A 26,467-nucleotide genomic window follows, 5' to 3' on the forward strand; every position below is an offset into this window, starting at 1 on the left:
GGTCCCAAGCGCCCTGGGCGCCCAGGGGACGCTCATGCGTCGGGGAAGGTCCGGTCCTTCACCACGGCGTAGCGCGCCATCGTCGCCATCCGCGCCGTCTCGTGGCGCACGACCGGTTCCGGATAGTCGCGGCCCAGCACCACGCCGCAGGCCGCGAGTTCCGCCGGCTTCGCCAGCCAGGGCGCATGGATCAGCTTGGGCGGCAGCTTCGCGAGCTGCGGCAGGTAGCGCTTGATGAACTTCCCGTCGGGATCGAACTTCTCGCTCTGGTTGACCGGATTGAAGATGCGGAAGTAGGGCTGCGCGTCGCATCCGCTGGACGAGGCCCATTGCCAGCCGCCGTTGTTGGCGGCGAGGTCGAAGTCGATCAGCTTCTCGGCGAAATAGGCTTCGCCGCGACGCCAGTCGATGCCGAGATCCTTGATGAGGAAGCTGGCCGTCACCATGCGCAGCCGGTTGTGCATGTAGCCGGTCTCGTTGATCTGGTGCATGGCGGCGTCGACCAGCGGGTAGCCGGTGCGGCCCTGGCACCAGGCCTCGAAATCGGCGTCTGCGTCGGGGCCGTCGGCCCAGGCGATGCGGTCGTACTCGGGCCGGAACGCGCCTGCCACGACCCGCGGATGGTGATGCAGGACCTGGTGGTAGAAGTCGCGCCAGATCAGCTCGGACAGCCAGACCTGAGCGCCCGCGCTGACGGCCTTGCCGCCCTTCGGCGCATGGCCCCGGGCCCAGGCCTCGCGCGCCAGGCGGCGGATCGAGATCGTTCCGAAGCGCAGGTGCGTGCTGAGGTAGCTGGGACCTTTCGCTGCGGGGAAATCGCGCGTGTCGCCATAGCGGTCGATGCGCTCGAGGAACTCGTCGAACAACCGCTGCGCGCCGGCGCTACCGCCGGTCAGCGCCGCAGTGAGTCCGGCCGGCTCGAAACCGATGTCGCCGAGCGCCGGCACGCCCTGTTGCGGAGCCTTCGCCAGATGCGACGCGTATCGCTCGACCGGATAACTGCTCAGGAAGAAGGGATTGACGTCCCGCAACCACGCGTTCTTGTAGGGCGTGAAGACGCCGTAGGGCTTGCGTGAACCCGTCAGGATCTCCGAGCGCTCGAAGACGACATGGTCCTTGAAGCTCTCCACCTGAATGCCGCGTGCGAGCAGCGTTCCGCCCACGTCGGCATCGCGGCGCAGCGCGTCCGGCTCGTCGTCGTGGTTGAAGTACAGCGCGTCGACGCCCAGTTCCGCCGCCAGGGCGGGGATCTGCTCCCGCGCGGTGCCGTGGCGCACGATCAGCCCGGCGCCGGGCGCCAGGGCCGCCAGATCCGCGTCCAGCACGCGCAGGGCGTCGACGATGAATTCCACGCGGCGGTCCGCGCGCGGCAGCGCGTCCAGGATGTCCGTGTCCAGCACGAAGGCGCAGAACACGCGCTCGTGGTGCTTGAGGGCGTGGAAGAGGGCGGCGTGGTCGTCCGCGCGCAGATCGCGCCGGAACCAGACAAGGGCGTTCATGGAGAGGGAGTGTCGGTGAAATAGAATCCGCCCCTATGTCCAAGGCACGCATCGACCTGACCAACCAGTTCCTGATCGCCATGCCGGGCATGGTGGACGAGACCTTTGCCGGGTCGGTCATCTACCTGTGCGAGCACAACGAGAAGGGCGCGCTCGGCCTGGTCATCAACAAGCCGATCTCGCTGACGCTGGGCAACCTGTTCGAGAAGGTCGAGCTCGAGTTGTCGGACGTGGACATGGCCGCGCGGCCGGTCTTCTTCGGCGGGCCGGTGCAGACCGAACGCGGCTTCGTGCTGCACGAGGCGCTGGACGAGCAGGGCAACCACTACAGCGCGACGCTGGCGGTGCCCGGCGGGCTCGAGATGACCACCAGCCGCGACGTGCTGGAAGCGCTGTCCAACGGCGCCGGTCCCAAGCGTGTGCTGGTCACCCTGGGCTACAGCGGCTGGGCCGCGGGCCAGCTCGAGGAAGAACTCGGCCGCAACGGCTGGATCACCGTCGACGCGACGCACGAGATCATCTTCGACACGCCGATCGAGGAGCGCTACGACAAGGCGCTCGCGCTGCTCGGCATCGATCCCCGGATGCTCAGCCAGGAGGCCGGGCACGCATGATGACTGTGAGTCCCCCAGTCGCTTCGCTCCTGCCCCCGAGGGGCGCTGCCCGCCTAGGGGCGGCCCGGCGGCGGGCATGACCGGAGGCGTCATGAGCACCGGCTCTCCCGCTTCTTCCCCGCCGCTTTTGTTTCCCCCTCGGTTTTGATTTCGGTACCAAGCGCCTCGGCGTGGCGACCGGCAACCGGATGCTGGGGAGCGCGCGCGGGCTGCGGACCATCACCGAGCAGGGCGACGCCCGCTGGGCCGCGATCACCGCGCTGATCCAGGAGTGGGAGCCCGATGCGCTGGTCATCGGCGTGCCGCGCCATCCGGACGGCGCGCCGCATGAGATGACTGCCCGCGCGCTCAAGTTCGCCGGGCAGCTGCGCGGCCGCTACCGGCTGCCGGTGGTCGAAGTCGATGAACGCTACACCAGCGTGGAAGCCCAGTCGCAGGGCGCGCGCGACCTCGATGCCGCGAGCGCGGCATTGATCCTCGAACAATTCTTCCGGGAACACCCATGAGCACATTGCACCTCGATGCGGAAGCGCTCTACGCCGACCTCGTGCGCGGCGTCCAGCGGCTGCTGCAACCCGACTGCGCGCTGGTCGGCATCTGGTCGGGCGGCGCCTGGCTGGCCGAGCGCCTCCAGCAGGACCTGAAGCTGGCCGGCCAGCACGGCGTCATCTCGAGTGCGCTGCACCGCGACGACTTCGGCAGCAAGGGCATGAACGCGAGCGCCGACCACACGAAGCTGCCCTTCGACATCGAGGGCCGTCACGTCCTCCTGATCGACGACGTGCTCTACACCGGCCGCACGACGCGCGCCGTGATCAACGAACTGTTCGACTTCGGTCGGCCCGCGAGCGTCACGCTGGCGGTGCTCGTGGACCGCGGCGGCCGCGAACTGCCGATCGAGCCGGCGTTCTCCGCCGCGCGCGTCGCCGTCGCGCCGAACCAGCGCCTCAGCCTGGTGAAGGGTGACGGTGGCCGTTTCAGCTTCGACGTGAAGGAGGACTGACCCCATGCTGAGCAAACGCAATCCGCAGCTGAACAAGCATGGCGAGCTGATCCACCTGCTGTCCACGGAAGGCCTGCCCAAGGCCGTGCTGCACCAGATCCTGGACACGGCGGGGACCTTCCTCTCGGTCAACGACCGCGAGGTGAAGAAGGTGCCGCTGCTGCGCGGCAAGTCGGTGTTCAACCTGTTCTTCGAGAACAGCACCCGCACCCGCACCACCTTCGAGATCGCCGCCAAGCGCCTGTCCGCCGACGTCATCAACCTCGACATCGCGCGCTCCAGCACCGCCAAGGGCGAGACGCTGCTCGACACGGTGGCCAACCTGTCGGCGATGCACGCGGACATGTTCGTGGTCCGCCACAGCGAGTCCGGCGCGCCCTACCTGATCGCGCAGCACTGCGCGCCGCATGTCCACGTGGTCAACGCCGGCGACGGCCGCCACGCGCATCCGACGCAGGGCCTGCTCGACATGTACACGATCCGGCACTACAAGAAGGACTTCAGCAACCTGACCGTGGCGATCGTCGGCGACATCGTGCACTCGCGCGTCGCGCGCAGCGACATCCACGCGCTCACGACGCTGGGCGTGCCGGAAATCCGCGCCGTCGGTCCGAAGACGCTGGTGCCCGGCGACCTCAAGGACATGGGCGTGCGCGTGTGCCACGACATGGCCGAGGGCGTCCGCGATGCCGACGTCATCATCATGCTGCGCCTGCAGAACGAGCGCATGAGCGGCGCGATGCTGCCCAGCGCCGGCGAGTACTTCAAGAGTTTCGGCCTGACGCCAGAGAAGCTGGCGCTGGCCAAGCCCGATGCCATAGTGATGCATCCGGGCCCGATCAACCGCGGCGTGGAGATCTCGTCCACCGTCGCCGACGGCCAGCACAGCGTCATCCTGCCGCAGGTCACCTTCGGCATCGCGGTGCGCATGGCTGTCATGTCCATCCTGGCGGGGAACGAAGCATGAAGATCCTGATCCAGAACGGCCGGCTGCTCGACCCGGCTTCCGGACTCGACAAGGTCGGCGACCTTGCGATCGCCTCGGGCCGCATCGTCGGCCTCGGCAGCGTCGGCGACTTCAACGCGGATCGCGTCATCGATGCGACCGGCCTCGTCGTCGCGCCGGGTCTGGTCGACCTCGCCGCGCGTCTGCGCGAGCCGGGTCACGAGCACGAAGGCATGCTGGAGAGCGAGCTCGCCGCCGCCGCCGCGGGCGGCGTCACCAGCCTCGTCTGCCCGCCGGACACCGATCCGACGCTCGACGAGCCCGGCCTGGTCGACATGCTCAAGTTCCGCGCCCGCAAGCTCAGCCGCTGCCGGCTGTTCCCGCTGGGCGCCCTGACGCGCGGCCTGGCCGGCGAGTCGCTCACCGAGATGGCCGAGCTGACCGAATCCGGTTGCGTCGGCTTCTCGCAGGCCTACGTGCCGATCCGCAACACGCTGACCGTGCAGCGCGCGATGCAGTACGCGGCGAGCTTCGGCTACACGCTGTGGCTGCATGCGCAGGATCCGTGGCTGAGCGGCGGCGTCGCGGCCAGCGGCGCCGTGGCCACGCGACTGGGCCTCTCCGGCGAGCCGGTCGCGGCCGAGACCATCGCGCTGCACACGATCCTGGAACTGGTCCGCGTGACCGGCTGCCGGGTCCATCTGTGCCGCCTGAGCAGTGCCGCCGGCGTGGAGCTCGTGCGCCAGGCCAAGAAGGAGGGGCTGCCGATCACGGCGGACGTCTCGATCAACTCGCTGCACCTGAGCGACGTCGACATCGGCTACTTCAACCCGTCGATGCGCCTGCAGCCGCCGCTGCGCCAGCAGCGCGACCGCGACGCGCTGCGCGCCGCGCTGGCCGACGGCACGATCGACGCGCTCGTCAGCGACCACAACCCGGTCGCCGCCGACGAGAAGACGCTGCCCTTCGCCGAGGCCACGCCCGGGGCCACCGGCCTGGAACTGCTGTTGAGCCTGGCGCTGCGCTGGGGTCAGGACGAAGGGCTGTCGCTCGCGCAGGCACTCGACACGATCACCGCGCGTCCGGTGAAGGTGCTGGGCAGTGCGCTCGGTTCGCTGGCGGCGAGTGCCGGCCGGCTGGTCGAGGGCGGCGTCGGCGACGTCGTCGTCTTCGATGCGGAGGTCAGCGGCGCAGTGACACCGGAGCGTCTGGTCAGCCAGGGCAAGCACACGCCGTTCGCGTTCGACATCACCGGCTTCGAGCTGCCGGGCCGGGTGCGCTACACGCTGGTGGCCGGTACGGTCGCCTACGAATCGCTGGTCACCGAAGCCGAGCGGACCGTCTGATGCGCGCGCTGGTCGGCGCGTGGCGCGCGCTGCGGATGCTGGCGCACATCGGGCACGGGGTCTACCTCGTCCAGTGGCGCTGGGGACGTCTGGACACGCCGGCGAGGCAGCGATACGTCGGCTGGTGGTCGGCCAAGCTGCTGCGCGTGCTGGGCGTGCGGCTGGAGTCCCCCGGGCCTCAGGCGCCGACGCCGCGGCTGATCACGGCCAACCACATTTCCTGGCTGGACATCGCCGCGATCCACGCGGTGATGCCCGAGGCGCGCTTTGTGTCCAAGGCCGACATCGCGACCTGGCCGTTGGTGGGGTCGCTGGCGACGGCGGTCGGCACGCTCTACATCGAGCGTGCCAGCAAGCGCGATGCGCTGCGTGTCGTGCACAAGACGGCTGAGGCGCTGGCGGCCGGCGAGACGGTGGCTGTTTTCCCCGAAGGCACGACAGGCGCGGGCTATCCATTGCTGCCCTTGCACGGGAATCTGCTGCAGGCCGCGATCAGCACGCATACGCCGCTGCAGCCCGTGGTGCTGCGCTGGCATCAGCCGGACGTGCCGTACAGCGATGCGGCGCAATACATCGGGCAGATGACCTTGATGGAGAGTCTGTGGCGCATCCTGACCGCGAAGGATCTGGCGGTCGAGGTGCGTTCCCTGCCGGCGATGCCCACCGAGGGTCTTGATCGCCGCCATCTGGCGGGGGCTCTTTCGGACCGGATCAACAACGCACTCCCAAGGCCCTGAGTCCTCGGTTGATCGGGGACGCCCCCATCCGTCGGGCTCAGTTCGCCCAGCCCGGGTATGCCGGATGCCCTCCGGGTCCCGATTGGTGCGAGGATCCGGCGATGCTGCTTTGTTTCGAAGATGAACAGGAGTTGGCCACGCGCCTGGCGCGCGAGCTGGGCCGCCCGCTCGGCGTGATCACGCGCCACCGTTTTCCGGATGGGGAACTCCGTCTGGTCCTGCCCAAGCCGTTGCCGGCTGATGTGATCGTGCTGCGAGGATTGCAGCACCAACCGAACGATCGTCTGATCGAGTTGCTGATCACGGCGCCTGCTGCGCGTGGTTGGGGTGTCCGGCACCTGATGCTGGTGGCGCCGTATCTGGCCTACATGCGGCAGGACATGGAATTCACGCCGGGTGAGGCCGTCAGCCAGCGGCACATCGCCGCCTTGCTGTCGACGCAGTTCGACCGCGTGGTGACGGTGGATCCCCATCTGCACCGGATCGCGAGCCTGGACGAGGTCATGCCGAAGGGGCGGGGCGTCGCGCTGTCGGCGGCGTCGCTGCTGGGACGTTTCATCGCGGTGCAGGTGCCGGGGGCGGTGCTGGTCGGACCGGACGAGGAGTCCGGTCAATGGGTCGCCGAAGCGGCGCGCGCCGCCAAGCTCGACCATGCCGTCGGTCGCAAGGTGCGTTTCGGCGACACGCAGGTGCAACTCGCCTTCCCGGACCTGGAGGTGCGCGGTCGCGCCGTGGTGCTGCTCGATGACATGGCCTCGACGGGCCGGACGCTGATCGGCTCGGCCCGCGAGGCCCTGGAGCGCGGTGCGGCCAGCGTCGATGTCGCGGTCACGCATGCGCTCTTCAACGGCGATGCGTTGCCGGCGCTCCGCGCGGCCGGCGTGCGCCACGTCTGGAGCAGCAACGCCGTGTCGCACGAGAGCAATGCGGTCTGCATCGCGGAACTGCTGGCGACGGCATTGCGGCGGAAGTAGGTCGCGCCTTCGCGCGGCATGACCCGCTGCGCACCACCAACGAAAAAGCCCGGCACCGCCGGGCTTTCGTTCGTCTGCGTCAAGCGCTGTGTGCCACCGTGCGTGACGCAGCCCGATCTCAGGCCTTGCCCTGGTTGGCCACCGCGGCGGCGGCCTTGGCGGCCGCTTCGGCGTCGCCCAGGTAATAGCTCTTGATGGGTTTCAGGTCCTTGTCCAGTTCGTAGACCAGCGGGATCCCGTTGGGAATATTCACGCCAACGATGGCTTCGTCGGCGATGCCGTCCAAATACTTCACGAGGGCCCGGATCGAGTTGCCGTGGGCCGCGATCAGCACGCGCTGGCCCGACAGAATGGCGGGTGCGATCTGTTCGTTCCAGTAGGGCAGCACGCGGGCCACGGTGTCTTTCAGGCACTCGGTCAGCGGAATGTCCGAGGGCTGCAGGCCGGCATACCGGATGTCGCCGCGCTCGCTGCGCGGATCCGACGCTTCCAGCGCCGGAGGCGGGGTGTCATAGCTCCGGCGCCAGACGAGCACCTGCTCGTCGCCGTACTGCTTGGCCATGTCCGCCTTGTTCAGACCCTGAAGGCCGCCGTAGTGGCGTTCGTTCAGGCGCCAGCTGTGCTTCACCGGCAACCACTGGCGATCCATCTGATCCAGGCAATGCCACAGGGTCCAGATGGCGCGCTTGAGCACCGAAGTGTGGGCCACGTCGAAATCGACGCCGGCTTCCTTCAGCAGACGGCCCGCCTGCTTGGCCTGTTCCACCCCGGTGGGCGTCAGATCCACGTCGGTCCAGCCGGTGAAGCGGTTCTCGAGATTCCAGGTCGATTCGCCATGGCGAATCAGCACGAGCTTGTACATGGGTCTTGGATGGTTTCGTGAGGTTTGGCCGGGTTCCGGCAGGCCCGGCGGATTCTAGAGGCAGCCCTCCAGGGCGCCCGCCTCAAGAAGCCTTCCGCAGGGCCGACAACTGGTTTCGTACCGGGCGAAAGGCGCACTCGCGCCCCAACTTGGTTCGCCAAAAGAACATGCCCGCGTTGGGCATTCACGCTGTACAGGAGTACTTGCAATGATGGTGGTGAAGAACTTGCGCATGACGCCCCTCGCGCTGGCGCTGGTGGCATTCGGCGCGCACGCGCAGGGCCAATCGGACTCGATGTTCTCGTTCTCGGGCTTCGGCACGGTCGGACTGACCGGTGCGACCAAGGACGGTGCCGAGTACGTCATCCCCGGCCAGGTCCACGGCGCCGACAAGACGATCAGCGGCGAAGTCGACAGCAAGCTGGGCCTGCAGGGCACGGCGAAGTTCAACTCGCAGTTCTCGGCCACCGTGCAGGTGCTGACTAAGCAGACCGGCAAGGGCGACTGGACGCCGCAGATCGAGTGGGCCTTCGCCAAGTGGCAGGCCACGCCGGGTCTGGCGATCCGGGCCGGCCGCATCGGCGCGCCGTTCTTCGCGGTGTCCGACTTCCGTGACGTGGGCTACGCCAACACCTGGCTGCGCCCGCCGATCGACGTCTACGGCCAGGTGCCGGTCAGCCACTTCGACGGCGCCGATGTGAACTGGACGACGCAGGTCGCCGGCAAGAGCGTCTCGCTGCAGGCCTTCGGCGGCGAAGCCTCGTCGTACGTGCGCCAGACCAAGCTCGAGATCAAGAAGATGGTCGGCATCAACGCCACCGTCGAACTGGCCGATGGCCTGAACCTGCGTGTCGGTCATGCGCAGGGCAAGCTGACCGCGCACAGCGCCACCGTCAGCGGCCTGGTCGGCGTGCTGCGCCAGACGCCGTTCGCTTCGGTCGGCAACGAGATCGACGCGACCGACAAGGACGCCAGCTTCTCCGGCGTGGGCTTGACCTATGACGAAGGCCAGTGGGTCGTCGCCGCCGAGTACACCAAGCGCCGCAACGACTCGTTCGTGCCGGACACCACCGGCTGGTACACGACGGTCGGCTACCGCGTCGGCAAGTTCACGCCGTACGCGACGCTGTCGCAGCAGAAGACCGACAGCAGCAACGTCAACAACACGATCCCGGGCACGGTCGTCGTGGGCGGCCTGCCGCTGCGCGCCGTCGTCGACGCGATCACCGCCGCGCAGAGCACGCCGCAGAAGACCATCGGTCTGGGCGTGCGTTGGGACGTGTGGCGCAACATCGCCGTCAAGGCCCAGTACGACAGCATCAAGACCACCGGCGCCGGCCAGTTCTACAACGTCCAGCCGGGCTTCAACAACGAGCGCGTCGGCGTCTACAGCGTCGCCGTCGACTTCGTGTTCTAAGCATCAGAAGAAGAGGCCCCCATGCAGTTCAACATGATCAAGCCCATGATCGGCGCGGCGTTGTTCGCCGCCGCCGTGGCCGCACAGGCGCAGGTCGCCGTCGTGGTCAATCCGAAGAGCCCCGTCGCCAGCATGACCGCCGACCAGGTCGCGAGCATCTTCCTGGGCAAGTCCAACCAGCTGCCCAACGGCAGCGCCGCGCAGGCGGTGGATCTGCCCGACAGCGCCGCGGCGCGCGAGCAGTTCTACTCGAAGGCCACCGGCAAGTCGTCCGCGCAGGTGAAGGCCGCGTGGTCACGCCTGGTGTTCTCGGGCAAGGGCACGCCGCCCAAGGAACTCGGCAGCGCGGCCGATGTGAAGAAGTTCGTCGCCGCGAATGCCGATGCCATCGGCTACATCGAGAAGTCGGCCGTCGACGGCTCGGTGAAGGTGGTGCTCAGCGTCGATTGACGCCGGCACAGGGGCGGCGCGTGCCGCTCCCGCACCCGCCCGCCGAGTCCGCGCAGAGGGACCGGTGACGCGTGTCAGGCGCCGCGCCGGGAAACGACCGGGAAACGGGCGCCGCCGACCTCGCGGGGAAACCGCCGGGGTCGCAGGGGATCGTTGGGACAAAGATGAACTGGAGTCAGGCATGAACTTGAAGACCCGTATCGCGATGCTGCCCGTGCTGGCGGCGATCGTCTTCGCGGTGGGCATCGCGGTGGTGCTGTTCTTTTCGTCGCGGACCTCGGGCGCGATCCACGCGCTGGGCGAGGCCGACTATCCGTACCTCGTGGCCACCAACCAGGTGGCCGCGCAGCTCGAGGCCCTGGGCGGGACGATCCAGTCCGCCGTCGCCGAGGGCGAGAAGAAGCGCCTGGACGAAGCCGCCGAGCGGGCGGCCGCGATGCGCAAGGTGATCGCCAGCATCAAGGCGATCCCCGGTCGTGCCGATGCCGGCTCGAAACTGGAGAGTGGCTTCGAGGCCTACTACGCCGCATCGGTCGAGACGGCGCAGCTGTTCCTCGGCATCAAGCAGGGCGATCAGGCGGGCTCGATCCCGAAGATGCAGGCCGCGCAGAAAGCGCTGGAGCAGACGCTCGGCGACGCGCGCGCCGATGCGAAGTCCACCTTCGACGCGACGCTCGCAAGCGCCGAGAAGGGTGTCGGCTCCGGCCTGTGGGCCACCGTGCTGAGCGGCCTGATCGTCGTCGTGTGCCTGGGCGCGGGATCGTGGCTGCTGATCGCCAGCGTGTGGCGCCAGCTCGGCGGCGAGCCCGAGTACGCCCGCGACGTGATGCGCCAGATGGCCGAAGGCGATCTTTCGCAGACCATCCGCGTCGCACCGGGCGCCGAGGCCAGCCTGCTGGCGGCGGTGCGCGACATGTCGCAGGGCCTGTCGGCGATCGTCGGCAACGTGCGCAGCGGCACCGACTCGATGACGGTGGCCTCGCGCGAGATCGCCGCGGGCAACCAGGACCTGTCGGTGCGGACGGAGAAGCAGGCCGGCTCGCTGGAGCAGACCGCGTCCAACATGCAGCAACTGACCGAGACCGTGCGCCAGAGCGCCGACGCGGCCAGCCAGGCGAACCAGCTGGCCGGCAGCGCGGCGACCGTCGCGAAGAAGGGCGGCGAGGTCGTGGGGCAGGTCGTGTCGACGATGGACGAGATCAGCGCGAGCTCGCGCAAGATCGGCGACATCATCGGCACCATCGACGGCATCGCGTTCCAGACCAACATCCTCGCGTTGAACGCGGCGGTCGAAGCCGCCCGCGCGGGCGAGCAGGGCCGCGGTTTCGCGGTGGTCGCGAGCGAAGTGCGCTCGCTCGCCCAGCGCAGCGCCGAGGCGGCCAAGGAAATCAAGACGCTGATCGGCGCGAGCGTGACCCGCGTCGAGGCTGGTTCCCGCCTGGTGCAGGATGCGGGCTCGACGATGGAGGAGATCGTCGCCAGCGTGCAGCGCGTCTCCGACATCATCAGCGAGATCACCGCGGCGTCCGCCGAGCAGAGCCAGGGCATCGGCCATGTCAACGAGTCGGTGGTGCAGCTGGACCAGATGACGCAGCAGAACGCGGCGCTGGTCGAAGAGGCCGCCGCCGCCGCCAACAGCCTGGAGCAGCAGGCCCGCGCGTTGCAGTCTGCAGTGTCGACCTTCAAGCTGAACTGACGGACCCTCCTGGCGGGGTTTCTATAATCCTCGGCTTTTGCATCCAACCGAACGGGCCCCGCCTTGAAGTTCCTGATTGAAAACTGGTATCTCGTGCTGTCGGCCCTGGTGTCGGGCGGTCTGCTGTTGTGGACGTCGATGCGCGGCAAGGCGGGCGGTGTGCCGACGGTCGAGGCCGTGCGCCTGGTCAACCGCGAGAAGGGCGTGCTGGTCGACGTGAGCGAGCCGGAGGAGTTCGCCGCCGCCCACGCCAAGGGCGCCCGCAACGTGCCGCTGTCGACGCTGACTGGCACGGACCTCCCGGCCAAGCAACTGCCCAGCAACAAGGCCCTGCCGGTGGTGCTGATGTGCAAGACCGGCGCACGCGCGCAGCGCGCCGCTGGCATCCTTCAGAAACAGGGCTACGCGAACGCGGTCGCTGTCCAGGGTGGCCTGACCGCCTGGCGCGAGGCGAGTTTGCCTGTCGAGACGTCCGCGGCCTGACCGCCCTGGCGACCGCGCCGGCACAACGATTGCCGGTGGAAGGACGCTCGACACGATTCTTGGAGAACTGGCGATGGCCGCCGTGAAGATGTATACGACCCTGGTCTGCCCGTACTGCGTGCGGGCGAAGCACCTGCTCAAGCAGCGGGGTGTCAGCCAGATCGAGGAGGTCCGCGTGGACCTGGATCCGTCGCAGCGCGACGCGATGATCCTGCAGACGGGCCGCCGGACCGTGCCGCAGATCTTCATCGGCGACACCCACGTCGGCGGATGCGACGACCTGATGGCGCTGGACCAGCGCGGCGGATTGCAACCGTTGTTGCAGGCCTGATACCTGGATCCCTGAAGCGATACCCGAAGTCTTCGCCGATCTCCGGAAACCCCTCACCGGAGTGTCGCGAACGCTCGGTCATAATGCCCGCCACGGCTCGCCGCTGGCGGGCTTTTTCATTTGGATGACCCCATGGCCGACGACAACAACGCTCCCGTGTTCCAGATCCAGCGCATGTACCTGAAGGACCTGTCGCTGGAGCAGCCCAACGCCCCGGCGATCCTGCTGGAGCAGGCCCAGCCGCAGGTCGACATCAAGCTCTCGCTGGCCGCCGAACCGGTCGCCGAAGGCCTCTTCGAGGTCAGCGTCACCGCCACCGTCACGACGACGGTGCAGGACAAGACCCTGTTCCTGATCGAAGCCAAGCAGGCCGGCATCTTCGAGATCCGCAACCTGCCGCAGGACCAGCTCGAAGGCATCCTGGCGATCGTCTGCCCGCAGATGATCTACCCGTACCTGCGTGCGATCGTGTCCGACGTCTGCACGCGCGCCGGCTTCCCGCCGGTCATGCTGACGGAAGTGAACTTCCAGGCGATGTTCGAGGCCCAGCAGGCGCAACTGGCCGCCAACGGCCAAGGCGGCGAAGCCGTCCCGAACTGAACCTCGGCCCATGAGCGCGCCGGCCTCGCGGATCCGTCCGCCGGCCGGCGTGTTTCATTGCGAGCTTCCCCTTTTCGAACCTCTGAACCGACCATGACTGCTCCGCGCATGAAGATCAGCGTGCTCGGCGCCGGTGCCTGGGGCACGGCGCTGGCGATCGCCGCGAGCGCGCGCCATGAGGTGACGCTGTGGGCGCGTGACGCCGGTGCGATCGCCGCGATGCGCGCCGACCGCCGCAACATCCGCTACCTGCCGGATTCGCCGCTGCCGGACGTCCTGCAACTGACCGACGACCTCGACGTCGCGCTCGCACATGGGCGTGACGGATTGATCGTCATCGCGACGCCGATGTCGGGCCTGCGGGGCATGCTGACCCGCTTGCCGGCGGGCGCGCGGGCACAGTGGCTCTGCAAGGGCTTCGAGGCCGGGACCGGCCTGCTCGGCCACGAGATCGCCCGCGAGGTCGCGCCGCAGCTGGCCACCGGCATCCTGTCGGGGCCGAGCTTCGCGCAGGAGGTGGCGGCCGGTCAGCCGACCGCGCTCGTGTCCGCCTCGGGTGATGCGGCACTTGCGCAATTGGGCGTGTCCGCGTTCCACAGCGAACGGCTGCGTGTTTACTCGTCGGCCGATCCGGTCGGCGTCGAAGTCGGCGGCGCGGTGAAGAACGTGATGGCGATCGCCGTCGGCATCGCCGACGGGCTGCGGCTCGTCGCCGAGGCGAAAGGCGTGAAAGGCCCCGGCCTCAACGCCCGCGCCGCGCTGATCACGCGCGGGCTCGCCGAGATGCAGCGGCTCGCGCTGGCGCTGGGCGCGCAGCAGGAGACCCTGCTCGGGCTCGCGGGTCTGGGCGATCTGGTGCTCACCGCCACCGGCGACCTGTCGCGCAACCGCCGTGTCGGCCTGCTGCTCGCCGAGGGCCTGGACCTGCCCGGCATCCTCGTGAAGCTGGGCCACGTCGCCGAAGGTGTCTACAGCGCGCCGACCGTGCTGGCGCGTGCACAGCGCGCCGGCGTCGACATGCCGATCACCGCTGCGGTCGTCGACGTGCTGGAAGGCCGCATGACCACGCATGAAGCCCTGGACGCGCTGATGGGGCGCCAGGCCAAGTCCGAGTGGTGAACCGCCGGACGTTGATCGTCGCGGCCACCGCGACGTCGGCCTCGACCGCGTTCGGCGCCTGGCCGCTGTCCGGCCGCGCCGCGACACCGTGGCCGTCGCGACCGATCCGCCTCGTCGTGCCGTTCCCGGGCGGCAGCTCGCCCGACCTGATTGCGCGTTATCTCGCCGAGCCGCTCGCGCAGGCGCTGGGTCAGCCCATCGTCATCGACAACAAGCCCGGCGCCGGCGGCAATATCGGCACCGGCGCGGTCGCGAAAGCATCGCCCGACGGCCACACGCTGCTGTTCACGATCCAGGGACCGTTGATCACCGCGCCGTTGCTGGCGAAGTCATTGCCGTATGACCCGCAGCGCGAGCTGCGTGCGGTCAGTTTCATCGCGAGTTCGCCGAACGTGCTCGTCGTGCCGCCGTCGCTGGGCGTGGACACGCTGGCGCAGTTCGTCACGCTGGCGAAGCAGCGCGCGGGCGCATTGAACTATGGCAGCATCGGCAACGGCAGTGCCGCGCACCTGGCGATGGAATCGTTCATCGCGCGCGCCGGGTTGAAGCTGGTGCACGTGCCGTATGCCGGCTTCCCGCAGGTCGTGAACGCGATGCTGGCCGGTCAGATCCACGCGGGCTTCATGGTGCCGGCCATCGCGATGCCGCAGGTCAAGGCAGGCAAGCTGAAGGCGCTGGCCGTGACGAGCGCCGGACGTTTCGGAGCGCTCGCCGAACTGCCGACCGTCGCCGAGTCTGGGTATCCCGGCTTCGAGGCGACGTCGTGGCAGGCATTGCTGGCGCCGGCGGGGACGCCGGATGGCATCGTTCGTCGCGTTGCTGACGAAGTCATCCGCATCGTCCGCGGCGAGAGCTTCCGGCGCGAACTGCTGCCGCTGTACTTCAGTGCGGCAGGCACGTCGCCCGAAGGGCTCGACAGTTTGATGCGCGACGAGCGTCAGCGCTGGGGCGCGTTGATCAGGCAGTTGAAGCTGGATCGTGAATAGCGGGGGCTAGACGCCGTCGGCGTAGCCGTTCTGCCGCCAGGCCTCGAAGACCGCCACCGCCACCGCGTTGCTGAGGTTCAGGCTGCGCTGTCCGTCGCGCATCGGCAGCCGCACGCGTTGATCAAGCGGGAAGCTGTCGCGCAAGGGGGTTGGCAAGCCCGCCGTTTCGCAACCGAACACCAGCCAGTCGCCAGGCTTGAGCTCGACCGACGGCAGCAGCCGGCTGCCGCGCGTCGTGAACGCGAACATCCGCGTCGCATCGGGCTGCTCCGAGGCGATGAAGCGCTCCCAGTCCGCGTGCCGCAGTACCGGCGCGTACTCGTGATAGTCGAGGCCCGCACGCTGCAGCAGCTTGTCCTCCATCGAGAACCCCAGCGGCTCGATCAGATGCAGCCGGCAGCCGGTGTTGGCCGCGAGCCGGATCACGTTGCCGGTGTTGGGCGGAATCTCCGGATGGACCAGCACGATGTTGAACATGGGGCGAAGCTCTTTCGACAGGGGTCAGGGCGTGCGCGCGGCGACCCAGGCCTGCACGTCGCGGGCGCCCGCGCGCTGCAAGGCCAGCGCGGCCTCGTGCAGCGTGGCGCCGCTGGTCATGACGTCGTCGACGATCGCGACCCGCAGGCCGTGCACCGGTTTCACGACGGCGAACGCGCCGCGCAGGTTGCCGCGTCGCTCGTCGAGCGGCAACTGCGCCTGCTGGTCGGTGTGACGCACGCGCATCAGGGTCAGCGCGCAAAGGCGGGATTGTCGCTCGGCCCCCGGCGGCGGCACGAGTCGCCGCGCGATCTCGTGCGCCTGGTTGTAGCCGCGCTCGCGCAGCCGCTGCTCGGACAACGGGACCGGCACGATCAGGTCAGGCGGTGCCGCCCGCGCGAGTTCCAGAGCCTGCGACAGCCGCGTCGCGAGCAGTGGCGCGTGCTCCAGCCGTTCGCCGAACTTCAGCCCGAGCAGCAGCCGATCCCACGGAAACAGGTAATCCATCGCTGCGACGCAGCGCGACAGCGGCATCGGATGCGCCGCGCAACGCCCGCAGCGCAATGCGTCCGTGGCGCGCGTGCCGGCCGGCAGCCGCAGGGCGCAGAGCGCGCAACGCGGCCCGGCGTCGACCGGATGCTGCGACTCGCAGTCCTCGCACAACGGCCCCCGGCACCAGCACCGGCAGAACGCGCACTGCCCCGGCCAGAACCGCGCGAGGCCGCTGCCCATCGAGGATCGCGCCAATGCCCGGCGCCGGAACAGGTCAAGCATGGCCGCCTACAATCCCGCCCCATGACTGGAGATGAGGCCTTGCCGCCGAGCACACAGCAGATCGATGCGGGCGCGGCGCGGCGGCAGCGCCGTCGACTGGCCACGTCCGACGAGGCTCCGTGGCTGCATCAGGAGGTGGCCACGCGCATGCTGGACCGCCTGTCGGTGATCCGCCTCCAGCCGACGGCCGTGCTGCAGAGCCGCCCGTCGATCGGCGGCGGCGACGAAGGCCTGCGCCAACGCTACCCGCAAGCGACGCAGCTGTGGCTCGAACCCGACGCCGAGGTGCGCGCGCTGCTCGCGCAGCGCCTCAAGCGGGGCTTCATGCAATCGATGGTGGACAGGCTGCGCGGCAGCGCGCCGACCGAGCTCATCGTCGAGCCGCCCACCGGCGCCGCACAACTGGCGTGGTCCAACATGGAACTCCATGCCGAAGCCGACAAGCCCGCGCTGGTGAAGACCTGGCACGCGGGATTGGCGGTGGAGGGCTGCCTGATGTTCTCGTGCTTCGGTCCCGACAGCTTCATCGAACTGCGCCCGATCTTCGCCCGCGAGGGCTGGGGACCGCCGGCGCCGGACTGGGTCGACATGCATGACCTCGGCGACCTGCTCGTGCACGCGGGCTTCGCCGATCCGGTGATGGACCAGGAACATCTGCGCCTCACCTGGGGCTCGCCGCAGGACCTGCTGCGCGACCTGCGCGCACTCGGCGGCAATCTCGCGCCGGCCCGGCTGCGCGGTCTGCGCACGAAAGCCTGGCGCGAACGGCTCATGCAGGCGCTCGAATCGCTGCGCGGCCCGGACGGCCGCCTGTCGCTGAGCATCGAACTGGTCTACGGCCATGCGTTCAAGCCTCAACCGAAGGTGAAGGTGGCGGCCACGACCGAGGTCTCGCTGGATCAGATGCGGGCGATGGTGCGCGGCGCGGGCAAACACTGACCCCCGTCTTTCGCGGGCTCGGCTAGCCCCGCGCTTTCAGAGGGCGAGAGCGCACCATTCTGCGGGTAATCCTGGGCGGTTCGGCGCGTCGCGCCCAGTCATAGTGCGCCAGGGGGTGGGCTAGAATTCGCCCCCGACTGGAGTACGTCTGCTGGCCCCGTAGGTTTCCGCCATCGCTTGGCGCCGGAGCCCGCGCTACGAGCGGGCTCGAGCGCCGAAGCCGCCTGGAGGAGACCCGGGTGACAAGAGCTTGAGAAAGACTGGATAAAGAGACGACCATGACGATTGAACACAGTTGTGTGCAACTGGGGCGCCGCTGCAGCCAGCTCGCGTTCGGCCTGACGGCCGCGCTGGCCAGCCAGGTCGCCTTGGCGGTCAACGACCTCCCCGGAGGTCCGGCCGTCAACCAGCTGAATCTGCACCCGCCGGTCACCAAGATCGCGCATGAGCAGATGTGGCTGCACAACATGATGCTGATCCTCTGCCTGGCGATCTTCCTCGCCGTGTTCGGCGTGATGTTCTATTCGATCTTCAAGCACCGGAAGTCCAAGGGCGCCGTGTCCGCCAACTTCCACGAGAGCGTGAAGGTCGAGATCGCGTGGACCATCGTGCCCTTCATCATCGTCATCCTGATGGCGCTGCCCGCGACCAAGGTCGTCGTGGCGATGAAGGACACCACCAACTCCGACCTCACGATCAAGGCCACCGGCTACCAGTGGAAGTGGGGCTACGACTACCTGAAGGGCGAGGGCGAGGGCATCGGCTTCGTCTCGACGCTGGACGCCTCGCACCGCGCGCTGTCGGACTCCGGCCACCCCGGCCAGGTCGACAACTACCTGCTCAAGGTGGACAACCCGCTGGTCGTGCCGGTCGACAAGAAGATCCGCATCATCACGACCGCCGACGACGTCATCCACGCCTGGATGGTGCCGGCCTTCGGCGTCAAGCAGGATGCGATCCCGGGCTTCGTGCGCGACACCTGGTTCAAGGCCGAGAAGACCGGCGACTTCTACGGCCAGTGCGCCGAGCTCTGCGGCAAGGAGCACGCGTACATGCCGATCCATGTCAAGGTGCTGAGCGCCAAGGACTACAGCGCCTGGGTCGGCGAGGAACAGAAGAAGATCGCCGCCAAGGCGGACGATCCGAGCAAGGTCTGGACGATGGACGAGCTGCAGGCCCGCGGCCAGAAGCTGTTCGACGCCAACTGCGCGGTCTGCCACAAGGCCGACGGCAAGGGCGCGGGCCAGTTCCCGGCGCTGGACGGCTCGGCGATCGTGAAGGCCGAGGACCACACCCAGCAGCTCCACCTGGTGCTGAACGGCAAGGGCCAGATGCCGGCCTGGAAGACGGTGCTCAAGGACAGCGAGATCGCCGCCATCGTCACCTATACGAAGAACGCCTGGTCCAACAAGACCGGCCAGATCGTGCAGCCCGCGGAAGTCGTGGCCGAGCGCGCCAAGTGACCGGCGGTCACGCGCGCCTGACCCGACCCTTTCCGCCTGACCGACTGAACGCCAGATCGCCCCGGCGACCAGCTACCGAGGATTTGACATGAGTGCAGTGCTCGACCACCCGACCGGTCATGCCCATGACCATGACGATCACCACGACCATCACGCCCCGACGGGCTGGCGGCGCTGGGTCTTCGCGACGAACCACAAGGACATTGGCACGATGTACCTGCTGTTCAGCTTCACGATGCTGATGATCGGCGGCATCCTGGCGCTGTGCATCCGTGCCGAGCTGTTCCATCCGGGCCTGCAGTTCTTCAATCCTGAGCTGTTCAACCAGTTCACGACGATGCACGGCCTGATCATGGTGTTCGGCGCGATCATGCCGGCCTTCGTCGGCTTCGCGAACTGGATGATCCCGCTGCAGATCGGCGCGTCGGACATGGCCTTCGCGCGGATGAACAACTTCAGCTTCTGGCTGATGATCCCGGCGGCGCTGATGCTGGTGGGCTCGTTCTTCATGCCCGGCGGTGCGCCGGCGGCCGGCTGGACGCTCTACGCGCCGCTGACGCTGCAGATGGGCCCGTCGATGGACGCCGGCATCTTCGCGATGCACATCCTGGGCGCGTCCTCGATCATGGGCTCGATCAACATCATCGTGACCATCCTCAACATGCGCGCGCCCGGCATGACGCTGATGAAGATGCCGATGTTCGCGTGGACCTGGCTGATCACCGCCTACCTGCTGATCGCGGTGATGCCGGTGCTCGCCGGCGCGATCACGATGACGCTGACGGACCGCCACTTCGGCACCAGCTTCTTCACGCCCGCGGGCGGTGGCGACCCGGTGATGTACCAGCACATCTTCTGGTTCTTCGGCCACCCCGAGGTCTACATCATGATCCTGCCGGCGTTCGGCATCGTGAGCCAGATCGTCCCGGCCTTCGCCCGCAAGCGCCTGTTCGGCTACGCCTCGATGGTGTACGCGACGGCCTCGATCGCGATCCTGTCCTTCATCGTGTGGGCCCACCACATGTTCGCCACCGGCATGCCGGTCACGGGCCAGCTGTTCTTCATGTACGCGACGATGCTGATCGCGGTCCCGACCGGCGTGAAGATCTTCAACTGGCTGGCGACGATGTGGCGCGGCTCGATGACCTTCGAGACCCCGATGCTGTGGGCCGTCGGCTTCATCTTCGTGTTCACGATGGGCGGCTTCACGGGCCTCATCCTGGCGGTCGCACCGGTCGACATCCAGCTCCAGGACACCTACTACGTGGTGGCCCACTTCCACTACGTGCTGGTGGCCGGCTCGCTGTACGCGCTGTTTGCCGGCGTCTACTACTGGGGTCCGAAGTGGAGCGGCGTCATGTACTCGGAGACGCGCGGAAAGATCCACTTCTGGGGCTCGCTGATCTTCTTCAACCTGACCTTCTTCCCGATGCACTTCCTCGGCCTGGCCGGCATGCCGCGACGCTACGCCGACTACCCGATGCAGTTCGCCGACTTCAACGCGGTGGCCTCGATCGGCGCCTTCGGCTTCGGTCTGATGCAGGTCTACTTCTTCCTCGCCGTGGCCATCCCGATGATGCGCGGCAAGGGCGAGAAGGCCCCGCAGAAGCCCTGGGAAGCCGCCGAAGGCCTGGAATGGGAAGTGCCGTCGCCGGCGCCGTTCCACACCTTCGAGACGCCGCCCAAGCTCGACGTGACGGCCACGAAGATCATTGCCTGATCGCCTGATCGCCTGACCGAAATCGCCACCGCAGCGGAACCCGAGGACCGATCGATGTCGCCGACACCCGAGCAACGCAAGAGCAACCTGCGCCTGGCCCTCATCCTGGCCAGCGTGGCGGCGATCTTCGGGATCGGCTTCGTGGTCAAGATCGCGTTCCTCGGAGCGTCATGACCGAACCGATCAAGCGCGCCAGCTGGATCCGCCGGGAGAACCTGCGGATGACCGGCAAGCTGCTGGTCGTGGTGGCGGTGATGTCGTGCTTCGGCTATGCGCTGGTGCCGATGTACCGGGCGATCTGCACGGCGCTGGGCATCAACGTGCTGTCGCTGTCGGAGCGCCAGCATGCGGTGCGCGCCGAGGACGTGAAGAACACGCAGATCGACTACAGCCGGACGATCTCGATCGAGTTCGACGCGAACGCGCGCGGGCCGTGGGATTTCAAGCCGGCCAAGCGCCACCTGACGGTCCATCCGGGCGAGCTGACGACGGTGATGTACACCTTCCAGAACATCCAGACGCGGACCATGTCGGCGCAGGCGATCCCGAGTTACGCGCCCAAGCAGGCGACGCCGTATTTCAACAAGCTCGAGTGCTTCTGCTTCAACGAGTACACGCTGAAGCCGGGTGAGCAGAAGGAGTGGCCGGTGGTGTTCGTCATCGACCCGAAGATCCCGAAGGACGTGCGCACGATCACGCTGTCGTACACCTTCTTCGAGGTCGCGGGGAAGGGCAAGGCGCAGGCGAACCTGTCGGCGCCGACCACGGTGAAGACGCCCGCGGGCGACGTGAAGATCCAGCCCGGCGCCTGAGCGGCGGGCTGTGCAGAACGACGATGCTGAACGACGATAGCGACGATGTCCGATGACCTGAAGCCGGGCGAGGATCTGAAGCAGGCGATTCGGCGCAAGGGGTCCTTCTGGGCCACGCTGCGCGCGGTGGCCTGGTCCTTCTTCGGCGTGCGCAAGGGATCGGATTACGAGAAGGATGTATCGCAGCTCAATCCGGTGCACGTGATCGCGGCGGGCGTCATCGCCGCGGCGGTGTTCGTGGTCGGATTGATCCTGCTGGTCCGCTGGGTGGTGAGCAGCGGTGCGGCAATGAACTGAGAACCGAGTTCGAGGAGAAGAACGCATGTCGGCAACGACGACTCATGGCAACACGCCTTATTACTTCGTGCCCGGCCCGTCGCGGCATCCGGCGATGGCCGCGTTCGGCCTGTTCTGGGTGATCCTGGGCGCGGGCCAGTGGATCAACGGCCACGACTGGGGCAAGTGGTCGCTGCTGTTCGGGCTGCTGTGGTGGGCGTTCACGCTCAAGCAGTGGTTCGGCGACGCGATCCGCGAGAGCGAGACCGGCCAGTACAGCGACCGCATCGACCTGTCGTTCCGCTGGAGCATGGGCTGGTTCATCTTCTCGGAGGTGATGTTCTTCGCGGCCTTCTTCGGCGCGCTGTTCTGGTCGCGCGGCTACAGCATCCCGACGCTGGGCAGCCTGGACAACGCGTTGCTGTGGCCCGACTTCAACGGCCTGTGGCCCAGCGTCGCCGCGGGCGCGACCGCCTCGCCGGCGGGCACGGTGGATGCGTTCGCGACGATGGGCCCGTGGCCGATCCCGACGATCAACACCGCGCTGCTGCTGACCTCGGGCGTCACGCTGACCATCGCGCACCATGCGCTGATCGCGGGCAAGCGGGCGAAGACGATCGCCTGGATGTGGGCGACGGTGATCCTGGGCATGACCTTCCTGGGCTTCCAGGGCTACGAGTACTTCCACGCCTACCACGAGCTCAACCTGAAGCTGAACTCGGGCATCTTCGGCTCGACCTTCTACATGCTGACGGGCTTCCACGGCTTCCACGTGTTCGTGGGCATGCTGATGCTGCTGTTCATCACGCTGCGGCTGATGAAGGGGCACTTCACGCCGGACCGCCACTTCGGCTTCGAGGGCGCGGCCTGGTACTGGCACTTCGTGGACGTGGTGTGGCTGGGCCTCTACGTCATCGTTTACTGGCTGTGACCGCGCCCACCAGCGCACAATGAAGAAGCGCCGCTTGAAGCGGCGCTTTTTTACTTTCCGATCACTGCCGGATCACCTGCCGATCGGCAGTCCCGTGGGGTGGATCCACCCCATCCAGGCGCTGAAGAGGATGAACAGGAACAGCGCCACCGACAGCCCGACGCGCACCGCCAGTGCGCGGGCCATGGTGGCCTTGCCCTTCTGCTTGCGCAGCATCAGGATGCCGGCCGAGAAGAGCGCGGCCAGGATGCCGATGAACGCGATGAGGACGATGACTTTCATGGCGGACGATTATTCCCACCCGGCCCCGGCGGGGCCATCGGGCCGGGCCCGAAGGCGTCACGCCGTCGTGGTGATCGCGACGATCGCGGGCACGGCGGCGGCGCTGTCGCTCGGGGCCTGGCAACTCGATCGGGCCGATCAGAAAAAGACGATGCAGCGGGCGATCGACGAACGCGGGCAGGAAGCGCCGCTCGCGACGAGTGCGCTGCCGGGCGCCGATCAACCGCCGCAGCAGTTGCTCGAACACCGCCGCGCCGTGCTGACCGGCGAATGGGATGTCGCGCACACCGTCTACCTCGACAACCGCGTGATGGACGGCCACACCGGCTTCTACGTGGTGACGCCGCTGAAACTCGCCGGCCGCCACGATGCGATCCTCGTCCAGCGCGGCTGGGGCCCGCGCAACGCGGCGCAGCGCGAAGCGCTGCCACCGGTGGCGACGCCGACGGGCGAGGTGCGGATCGAAGGCCGGCTGGCGGCCTCAGTGTCCAAGGCCTATGCGCTGAGCCGGGACGCGGAGACGGGGCCGATCCGGCAGAATGTGGAACTCGCTGCCCTGCAGGCCGAGACCGGTCTGCGGCTGCTGCCGCTGGTACTGCTCCAGACGGAGCCGGACCTGGCGACAGTGACGGCAACGGCGACAGTGACGACGACAGGCGGCGCGACCCCGGTGGCGCCCGCCGCCGAGGCCGCTGACGGTCTGCAGCGGCACTGGCCGCCCCCCGCGGTCGACATCCACAAGCATTACGGGTACGCGTTTCAATGGTTTGCGCTTGCGGCGCTGATCCTGGGTCTTTATGTCTGGTTCCAAGTCCTCGCTCCCTACCGCGCTGGCCGAGCCGCCCGTGCCACCAAGGTCTCCGATGAACAGCGCGATGCGTGACGACAACGACCATGGCCGCGATGCCGCCCCGGCGCCCGTCGACATGCCGCTGCCGCCGGACGGTCCGGTGACGCTCGCCGTCCATTCGGTGCCGATGCCCGACCTCGATCCGCCGAAGCGCACGCGCTGGACGCTGTGGCTGGTGATGCTGGTCTGCGCGGCGCCGGTGATCGCGTCGTACTTCAGCTTCTACGTGCTGGACCTGCGCGGCCGCGCCTACAGCGACCTGATCACGCCGACGCGCGACCTGCCGGCCGCGATGCCCCTGACGACGCTGCAGGGCGCGCCGGTGGCCGCGGCATCGCTCAAGGGGCAGTGGCTGCTGACCTACGTGCCGGACCGGGCCTGCGACGAGGCCTGCGAGCGCATGCTCTTCATGCAGCGTCAACTGCGCGAGATGCTCGGCAAGGACCGCGACAAGCTCGACAAGCTGGTGCTGCTGCCCGACGACGTCGCGCTGACGCCGGCGCAGGTCGACGCGCTGACCGGCCACGGCGCGCCGGCGACGGTGCTGCGCGCGCCGCGCGCCGCGATCGAGGGCTGGCTGATGGCCGCACCGGGACGCCGGATGGACGAGCACCTGTTCCTGGTCGATCCGATGGGGCGCTGGATGCTGCGCTCGCCGGCGACGCCGGAACCGTCGCGGCTGAAGAAGGACCTGGAGCGCCTGATGCGCGCCAACGCCGGCTGGGACAAGCCGGGCCGATGATGACGAGGACGGCCCGCGCATGAACGGATTGGCGCTCGGTTTCGATTTCGAGCCGCTGCTGGAGCTGCTGGCGATGGCCGCGCTCGTCGGCGCGGTGCCGCTGGTCTGGTGGCAGTGGCGGCATCGTGGCGATGCCGCGGCGAAGCGGCTGCGCGCGCTGACGGTGCTCGCGACCTTCCTGACCTTCGACCTGATCCTGATCGGCGCGCTGACGCGGCTGACCGATTCCGGCCTCGGCTGCCCGGACTGGCCGGGCTGCTACGGCAGCGCCTCGCCGATCGGCGCGAAAGCCGAGATCCTCGCCGCGCAGACGGCGATGCCGACCGGGCCGGTGACGCACGGCAAGGCATGGATGGAGATGCTGCATCGCTACATGGCGGGCGGCGTCGGTTTCCTGCTGGTGGCGCTGGCGGGGCTGAGCTGGTGGATCTGGTGGCGCGGCCGTCGCACCGGCGAGGCGACACCGTCGCCGTGGTGGGCGACGCTGTCGCTGGTCTGGATCCTGGTGCAGGGGTTCTTCGGCGCCTGGACGGTGACGATGAAGCTGTTCCCGGCGATCGTGACGACGCACCTGCTGCTCGCGCTCGGGCTGCTGATGCTGCTGGCCTGGCAGGCCGAGTCCTACGCGCCGAGACCGCTGGCCTGGCCCACCGGCCTGCGACGCGCGTTCGCGGCCTTCACGGTGCTGGCGATCGCGCAGGTGGCGCTGGGCGGCTGGGTCAGCACGAACTATGCGGTGCTGGCCTGCCAGGACTTCCCGACCTGCCAGGGACAATGGCTGCCGCCGACCGACTTCGAACACGGCTTCACGCTGTGGCGGGAGCTGGGTCGCGGTGCCCACGGCGGCTGGTTGCCCTTCGAGGCGCTGACCGCCATCCACCTGGCGCACCGTGGCGGCGCGATGATCGTGTTCGCCGCGTTGCTGGCGCTGTCCTGGGCCTTGTGGCGCCAGGGCGGCCGCGGCGCCGGCGGCGGTGAGGGTCTCGACGCCCGGCGCTGGGCGCGCCGCCTGCTGGCGGTGGGGGCGTGGCAGCTGGCCTCCGGCCTGTCCAACGTGGTGCTGGGGTGGCCGCTGGTGGCCGCGCTGGCCCATACCGGCGGCGCCGCGGCGCTGCTGCTGATGTGTGCGATCGTGCTGGCGCGGCTGCGTGCCGGCCGGACGACAACTGTGATTGAGCCGGTGCCCGTGCGCGCCGGCATCCTGACGATGGGTTCGAAATGAGTTCCGCGACGCAGGCCGCCATGCCCTCCCGCTGGTGGCAGTTCTATCAACTGACCAAGCCCCGGGTCGTGCAGCTGATCGTGTTCTGCGCGGTCATCGGCATGGCGCTGGCGATCCCCGGCATGCCGCAGGGCGAGGAATGGGTGCGGCTGATCGCCGGTACCGGCGGCATCTGGCTGGTGGCGGGCGCGGCGGCCGCCTTCAACTGCCTGATCGAGCAGCACATCGACGCCAAGATGAAACGCACCGCCTGGCGTCCGACGGCGCGCGGCGAACTGAGCCGCAACCAGACGCTGCTGTTCTCGGGCGCGTTGTGCGCGCTGGGGTCGGCGATCCTGTACGTGCTGGTGAATCCGCTGACGATGTGGCTGACCTTCGCGACCTTCGTCGGCTACGCGATCATCTACACGATGGTCCTGAAGCCGATGACGCCGCAGAACATCGTGATCGGCGGCGCCTCGGGCGCGATGCCGCCGGTGCTGGGCTGGGCGGCGATGCGCGGCGATCTGGGCTCCGAAGCCTGGCTGATGTGCCTGATCATCTTCCTGTGGACGCCGCCGCACTTCTGGGCGCTGGCGCTGTACCGCAGCGAGGACTACCGCAAGGCCGGGCTGCCGATGCTGCCGGTGACGCACGGCAACGAGTTCACGCGGCTGCAGATCTTCCTCTACACCTGGGTGCTGTTCGCCGCGACCTTGCTGCCCTTCCTGACGGGCATGAGCGGCTGGATCTACCTGGCGGCGGCGATCGTCCTGGGGCTGATGTTCTGCCACCACGCGTTCAAGCTGTGGCGGGCCTACTCGGAGCCGCTGGCGCGCAAGACCTTCATGTTCTCGCTCTGGCATCTGTCGCTGCTCTTCGGCGCGCTGCTGCTGGACCACTACGTGAGTCCCTGGATCAGCTGAACGGCGGCGGA

General features: G+C 68.3%; 30 protein-coding genes and 1 pseudogene. 26 read left to right on the forward strand and 5 right to left on the reverse strand.

Annotated features, from left to right (window positions below; translation table 11 throughout):
• Positions 1-32: 32 nt before the first annotated feature.
• Positions 33-1,499: a cryptochrome/photolyase family protein gene (locus tag ACQ86G_RS11340; protein WP_431260644.1), complete on the reverse strand. Its 1,467-nt coding sequence runs from the start codon at positions 1,497-1,499 to the stop codon at positions 33-35.
• A 35-nt stretch (positions 1,500-1,534) separates the two neighbouring features.
• Between ACQ86G_RS11340 and ACQ86G_RS11345 the strand changes: the two genes are divergently transcribed.
• The 7 genes and pseudogenes from ACQ86G_RS11345 to ACQ86G_RS11375 all read left to right on the forward strand — a co-directional run bounded on the left by ACQ86G_RS11345 (position 1,535) and on the right by ACQ86G_RS11375 (position 7,119).
• Positions 1,535-2,113: a YqgE/AlgH family protein gene (locus tag ACQ86G_RS11345; protein WP_431260645.1), complete on the forward strand. Its 579-nt coding sequence runs from the start codon at positions 1,535-1,537 to the stop codon at positions 2,111-2,113.
• A 95-nt stretch (positions 2,114-2,208) separates the two neighbouring features.
• Positions 2,209-2,619: pseudogene (gene ruvX / locus ACQ86G_RS11350) on the forward strand (Holliday junction resolvase RuvX); the annotation flags it as partial.
• Positions 2,616-3,116 (forward strand): bifunctional pyr operon transcriptional regulator/uracil phosphoribosyltransferase PyrR, encoded by a 501-nt coding sequence (gene pyrR, locus ACQ86G_RS11355; protein WP_431260646.1) that lies wholly within the window; start codon positions 2,616-2,618, stop codon positions 3,114-3,116. The pseudogene ruvX and the gene pyrR, both read left to right, overlap by 4 nt.
• Positions 3,117-3,120: 4 nt before the next feature.
• Complete coding sequence (locus tag ACQ86G_RS11360) at positions 3,121-4,083, forward strand: aspartate carbamoyltransferase catalytic subunit (RefSeq protein ID WP_431260647.1); 963 nt, start codon at positions 3,121-3,123, stop codon at positions 4,081-4,083.
• A complete protein-coding gene (locus ACQ86G_RS11365; protein ID WP_431260648.1) occupies positions 4,080-5,408 on the forward strand; it encodes a dihydroorotase in 1,329 nt (442 codons plus the stop codon). Before ACQ86G_RS11360 ends, ACQ86G_RS11365 begins: the two co-directional genes overlap by 4 nt.
• Positions 5,408-6,145 (forward strand): lysophospholipid acyltransferase family protein, encoded by a 738-nt coding sequence (locus ACQ86G_RS11370; protein ID WP_431260649.1) that lies wholly within the window; start codon positions 5,408-5,410, stop codon positions 6,143-6,145. The genes ACQ86G_RS11365 and ACQ86G_RS11370 overlap by 1 nt, the downstream gene beginning before the upstream one ends.
• A 101-nt stretch (positions 6,146-6,246) precedes the next feature.
• On the forward strand, positions 6,247-7,119 hold the full coding sequence (locus ACQ86G_RS11375) for a ribose-phosphate diphosphokinase (RefSeq protein ID WP_431260650.1): 873 nt from the start codon (positions 6,247-6,249) through the stop codon (positions 7,117-7,119).
• Between the two features lie 118 nt (positions 7,120-7,237).
• On the opposite strand, the gene gpmA is transcribed toward ACQ86G_RS11375, so the two are convergent.
• Positions 7,238-7,981 (reverse strand): 2,3-diphosphoglycerate-dependent phosphoglycerate mutase, encoded by a 744-nt coding sequence (gene gpmA, locus ACQ86G_RS11380; protein ID WP_297526590.1) that lies wholly within the window; start codon positions 7,979-7,981, stop codon positions 7,238-7,240.
• Between the two features lie 232 nt (positions 7,982-8,213).
• Here gpmA and ACQ86G_RS11385 point away from each other — a divergent pair, with 232 nt between their 5' ends.
• The 8 genes from ACQ86G_RS11385 to ACQ86G_RS11420 all read left to right on the forward strand — a co-directional run bounded on the left by ACQ86G_RS11385 (position 8,214) and on the right by ACQ86G_RS11420 (position 15,063).
• A complete protein-coding gene (locus ACQ86G_RS11385) occupies positions 8,214-9,398 on the forward strand; it encodes a hypothetical protein (RefSeq protein ID WP_431260651.1) in 1,185 nt (394 codons plus the stop codon).
• A gap of 21 nt (positions 9,399-9,419) precedes the next feature.
• Positions 9,420-9,848, forward strand: a complete 429-nt coding sequence (locus ACQ86G_RS11390; protein ID WP_431260652.1) for a hypothetical protein — start codon at positions 9,420-9,422, stop codon at positions 9,846-9,848.
• A 181-nt stretch (positions 9,849-10,029) separates the two neighbouring features.
• Positions 10,030-11,544, forward strand: a complete 1,515-nt coding sequence (locus tag ACQ86G_RS11395) for a methyl-accepting chemotaxis protein (RefSeq protein ID WP_431260653.1) — start codon at positions 10,030-10,032, stop codon at positions 11,542-11,544.
• A 63-nt stretch (positions 11,545-11,607) separates the two neighbouring features.
• Positions 11,608-12,027, forward strand: a complete 420-nt coding sequence (locus tag ACQ86G_RS11400) for a rhodanese-like domain-containing protein (RefSeq protein ID WP_431260654.1) — start codon at positions 11,608-11,610, stop codon at positions 12,025-12,027.
• Positions 12,028-12,100: 73 nt separating this feature from the next.
• Entirely contained in the window at positions 12,101-12,358 is a 258-nt protein-coding gene (gene grxC / locus ACQ86G_RS11405) for a glutaredoxin 3 (RefSeq protein ID WP_431260655.1), read from the forward strand.
• A 132-nt stretch (positions 12,359-12,490) separates the two neighbouring features.
• Entirely contained in the window at positions 12,491-12,958 is a 468-nt protein-coding gene (secB, locus tag ACQ86G_RS11410; protein ID WP_431260656.1) for a protein-export chaperone SecB, read from the forward strand.
• Positions 12,959-13,066: 108 nt separating this feature from the next.
• A complete protein-coding gene (locus ACQ86G_RS11415) occupies positions 13,067-14,077 on the forward strand; it encodes an NAD(P)H-dependent glycerol-3-phosphate dehydrogenase (protein ID WP_431261382.1) in 1,011 nt (336 codons plus the stop codon).
• Positions 14,071-15,063: a Bug family tripartite tricarboxylate transporter substrate binding protein gene (locus ACQ86G_RS11420; protein ID WP_431260657.1), complete on the forward strand. Its 993-nt coding sequence runs from the start codon at positions 14,071-14,073 to the stop codon at positions 15,061-15,063. Before ACQ86G_RS11415 ends, ACQ86G_RS11420 begins: the two co-directional genes overlap by 7 nt.
• 6 nt (positions 15,064-15,069) lie before the next feature.
• Here ACQ86G_RS11420 and trmL read toward each other — a convergent pair whose 3' ends face one another.
• On the reverse strand, positions 15,070-15,540 hold the full coding sequence (gene trmL, locus ACQ86G_RS11425) for a tRNA (uridine(34)/cytosine(34)/5-carboxymethylaminomethyluridine(34)-2'-O)-methyltransferase TrmL (RefSeq protein WP_431260658.1): 471 nt from the start codon (positions 15,538-15,540) through the stop codon (positions 15,070-15,072).
• A gap of 24 nt (positions 15,541-15,564) precedes the next feature.
• Positions 15,565-16,314: a ComF family protein gene (locus tag ACQ86G_RS11430; RefSeq protein ID WP_431260659.1), complete on the reverse strand. Its 750-nt coding sequence runs from the start codon at positions 16,312-16,314 to the stop codon at positions 15,565-15,567.
• A gap of 21 nt (positions 16,315-16,335) precedes the next feature.
• Here ACQ86G_RS11430 and ACQ86G_RS11435 point away from each other — a divergent pair, with 21 nt between their 5' ends.
• From ACQ86G_RS11435 to ACQ86G_RS11465, 7 genes are all read left to right on the forward strand, one after another.
• Entirely contained in the window at positions 16,336-17,253 is a 918-nt protein-coding gene (locus tag ACQ86G_RS11435) for a biotin synthase (protein WP_431260660.1), read from the forward strand.
• Positions 17,254-17,531: 278 nt separating this feature from the next.
• Positions 17,532-18,716 carry a cytochrome c oxidase subunit II gene (gene coxB / locus ACQ86G_RS11440; RefSeq protein WP_431260661.1) on the forward strand — a complete coding sequence of 395 codons (1,185 nt, stop codon included), beginning with the start codon at positions 17,532-17,534 and terminating at the stop codon, positions 18,714-18,716.
• Between the two features lie 88 nt (positions 18,717-18,804).
• Complete coding sequence (gene ctaD / locus ACQ86G_RS11445; protein ID WP_431260662.1) at positions 18,805-20,436, forward strand: cytochrome c oxidase subunit I; 1,632 nt, start codon at positions 18,805-18,807, stop codon at positions 20,434-20,436.
• A 54-nt stretch (positions 20,437-20,490) separates the two neighbouring features.
• Positions 20,491-20,610 carry a cytochrome oxidase small assembly protein gene (locus tag ACQ86G_RS11450; protein ID WP_331614812.1) on the forward strand — a complete coding sequence of 40 codons (120 nt, stop codon included), beginning with the start codon at positions 20,491-20,493 and terminating at the stop codon, positions 20,608-20,610.
• Positions 20,607-21,248, forward strand: coding sequence for a cytochrome c oxidase assembly protein (locus tag ACQ86G_RS11455; protein WP_431260663.1), 642 nt, complete (start codon positions 20,607-20,609; stop codon positions 21,246-21,248). Before ACQ86G_RS11450 ends, ACQ86G_RS11455 begins: the two co-directional genes overlap by 4 nt.
• A gap of 45 nt (positions 21,249-21,293) precedes the next feature.
• A complete protein-coding gene (locus ACQ86G_RS11460) occupies positions 21,294-21,545 on the forward strand; it encodes a DUF2970 domain-containing protein (protein ID WP_431260664.1) in 252 nt (83 codons plus the stop codon).
• 25 nt (positions 21,546-21,570) lie between these two features.
• Positions 21,571-22,455: a cytochrome c oxidase subunit 3 gene (locus ACQ86G_RS11465; protein WP_431260665.1), complete on the forward strand. Its 885-nt coding sequence runs from the start codon at positions 21,571-21,573 to the stop codon at positions 22,453-22,455.
• Positions 22,456-22,527: 72 nt separating this feature from the next.
• Here ACQ86G_RS11465 and ACQ86G_RS11470 read toward each other — a convergent pair whose 3' ends face one another.
• Entirely contained in the window at positions 22,528-22,737 is a 210-nt protein-coding gene (locus ACQ86G_RS11470) for a DUF2909 domain-containing protein (protein WP_431260666.1), read from the reverse strand.
• Positions 22,738-22,804: 67 nt separating this feature from the next.
• Between ACQ86G_RS11470 and ACQ86G_RS11475 the strand changes: the two genes are divergently transcribed.
• The 4 genes from ACQ86G_RS11475 to cyoE are packed head-to-tail and all read left to right on the forward strand — an operon-like array spanning position 22,805 to position 26,456.
• The gene (locus ACQ86G_RS11475; protein WP_431260667.1) at positions 22,805-23,620 is read left to right on the forward strand and encodes an SURF1 family protein; all 816 of its coding nucleotides are present in this window, start codon (positions 22,805-22,807) and stop codon (positions 23,618-23,620) included.
• The gene (locus ACQ86G_RS11480; protein ID WP_431260668.1) at positions 23,613-24,329 is read left to right on the forward strand and encodes an SCO family protein; all 717 of its coding nucleotides are present in this window, start codon (positions 23,613-23,615) and stop codon (positions 24,327-24,329) included. Before ACQ86G_RS11475 ends, ACQ86G_RS11480 begins: the two co-directional genes overlap by 8 nt.
• 19 nt (positions 24,330-24,348) lie before the next feature.
• Complete coding sequence (locus ACQ86G_RS11485) at positions 24,349-25,551, forward strand: COX15/CtaA family protein (RefSeq protein WP_431260669.1); 1,203 nt, start codon at positions 24,349-24,351, stop codon at positions 25,549-25,551.
• Positions 25,548-26,456, forward strand: a complete 909-nt coding sequence (gene cyoE, locus ACQ86G_RS11490) for a heme o synthase (RefSeq protein ID WP_431260670.1) — start codon at positions 25,548-25,550, stop codon at positions 26,454-26,456. The genes ACQ86G_RS11485 and cyoE overlap by 4 nt, the downstream gene beginning before the upstream one ends.
• The last annotated feature ends 11 nt before the right edge of the window (positions 26,457-26,467 follow it).

The organism is Roseateles chitinivorans (genome assembly GCF_050632145.1).
In the GTDB taxonomy this organism is placed as follows: Bacteria; Pseudomonadota; Gammaproteobacteria; order Burkholderiales; family Burkholderiaceae_C; genus Roseateles; species Roseateles chitinivorans_B.

Bases quoted from the DNA above. Each gene is read 5' to 3' on its own strand.
- ACQ86G_RS11340 (WP_431260644.1), bottom strand. From the start codon at position 1,499: ATGAACGCCCTTGTCTGGTTCCGGCGCGATCTGCGCGCGGACGACCAC.
- ACQ86G_RS11345 (WP_431260645.1), top strand. From the start codon at position 1,535: ATGTCCAAGGCACGCATCGACCTGACCAACCAGTTCCTGATCGCCATG.
- pyrR (WP_431260646.1), top strand. From the start codon at position 2,616: ATGAGCACATTGCACCTCGATGCGGAAGCGCTCTACGCCGACCTCGTG.
- ACQ86G_RS11360 (WP_431260647.1), top strand. From the start codon at position 3,121: ATGCTGAGCAAACGCAATCCGCAGCTGAACAAGCATGGCGAGCTGATC.
- ACQ86G_RS11365 (WP_431260648.1), top strand. From the start codon at position 4,080: ATGAAGATCCTGATCCAGAACGGCCGGCTGCTCGACCCGGCTTCCGGA.
- ACQ86G_RS11370 (WP_431260649.1), top strand. From the start codon at position 5,408: ATGCGCGCGCTGGTCGGCGCGTGGCGCGCGCTGCGGATGCTGGCGCAC.
- ACQ86G_RS11375 (WP_431260650.1), top strand. From the start codon at position 6,247: ATGCTGCTTTGTTTCGAAGATGAACAGGAGTTGGCCACGCGCCTGGCG.
- gpmA (WP_297526590.1), bottom strand. From the start codon at position 7,981: ATGTACAAGCTCGTGCTGATTCGCCATGGCGAATCGACCTGGAATCTC.
- ACQ86G_RS11385 (WP_431260651.1), top strand. From the start codon at position 8,214: ATGACGCCCCTCGCGCTGGCGCTGGTGGCATTCGGCGCGCACGCGCAG.
- ACQ86G_RS11390 (WP_431260652.1), top strand. From the start codon at position 9,420: ATGCAGTTCAACATGATCAAGCCCATGATCGGCGCGGCGTTGTTCGCC.
- ACQ86G_RS11395 (WP_431260653.1), top strand. From the start codon at position 10,030: ATGAACTTGAAGACCCGTATCGCGATGCTGCCCGTGCTGGCGGCGATC.
- grxC (WP_431260655.1), top strand. From the start codon at position 12,101: ATGGCCGCCGTGAAGATGTATACGACCCTGGTCTGCCCGTACTGCGTG.
- secB (WP_431260656.1), top strand. From the start codon at position 12,491: ATGGCCGACGACAACAACGCTCCCGTGTTCCAGATCCAGCGCATGTAC.
- ACQ86G_RS11415 (WP_431261382.1), top strand. From the start codon at position 13,067: ATGAAGATCAGCGTGCTCGGCGCCGGTGCCTGGGGCACGGCGCTGGCG.
- trmL (WP_431260658.1), bottom strand. From the start codon at position 15,540: ATGTTCAACATCGTGCTGGTCCATCCGGAGATTCCGCCCAACACCGGC.
- ACQ86G_RS11430 (WP_431260659.1), bottom strand. From the start codon at position 16,314: ATGCTTGACCTGTTCCGGCGCCGGGCATTGGCGCGATCCTCGATGGGC.
- ACQ86G_RS11435 (WP_431260660.1), top strand. From the start codon at position 16,336: ATGACTGGAGATGAGGCCTTGCCGCCGAGCACACAGCAGATCGATGCG.
- coxB (WP_431260661.1), top strand. From the start codon at position 17,532: ATGACGATTGAACACAGTTGTGTGCAACTGGGGCGCCGCTGCAGCCAG.
- ctaD (WP_431260662.1), top strand. From the start codon at position 18,805: ATGAGTGCAGTGCTCGACCACCCGACCGGTCATGCCCATGACCATGAC.
- ACQ86G_RS11450 (WP_331614812.1), top strand. From the start codon at position 20,491: ATGTCGCCGACACCCGAGCAACGCAAGAGCAACCTGCGCCTGGCCCTC.
- ACQ86G_RS11455 (WP_431260663.1), top strand. From the start codon at position 20,607: ATGACCGAACCGATCAAGCGCGCCAGCTGGATCCGCCGGGAGAACCTG.
- ACQ86G_RS11460 (WP_431260664.1), top strand. From the start codon at position 21,294: ATGTCCGATGACCTGAAGCCGGGCGAGGATCTGAAGCAGGCGATTCGG.
- ACQ86G_RS11465 (WP_431260665.1), top strand. From the start codon at position 21,571: ATGTCGGCAACGACGACTCATGGCAACACGCCTTATTACTTCGTGCCC.
- ACQ86G_RS11470 (WP_431260666.1), bottom strand. From the start codon at position 22,737: ATGAAAGTCATCGTCCTCATCGCGTTCATCGGCATCCTGGCCGCGCTC.
- ACQ86G_RS11480 (WP_431260668.1), top strand. From the start codon at position 23,613: ATGCGTGACGACAACGACCATGGCCGCGATGCCGCCCCGGCGCCCGTC.
- ACQ86G_RS11485 (WP_431260669.1), top strand. From the start codon at position 24,349: ATGAACGGATTGGCGCTCGGTTTCGATTTCGAGCCGCTGCTGGAGCTG.
- cyoE (WP_431260670.1), top strand. From the start codon at position 25,548: ATGAGTTCCGCGACGCAGGCCGCCATGCCCTCCCGCTGGTGGCAGTTC.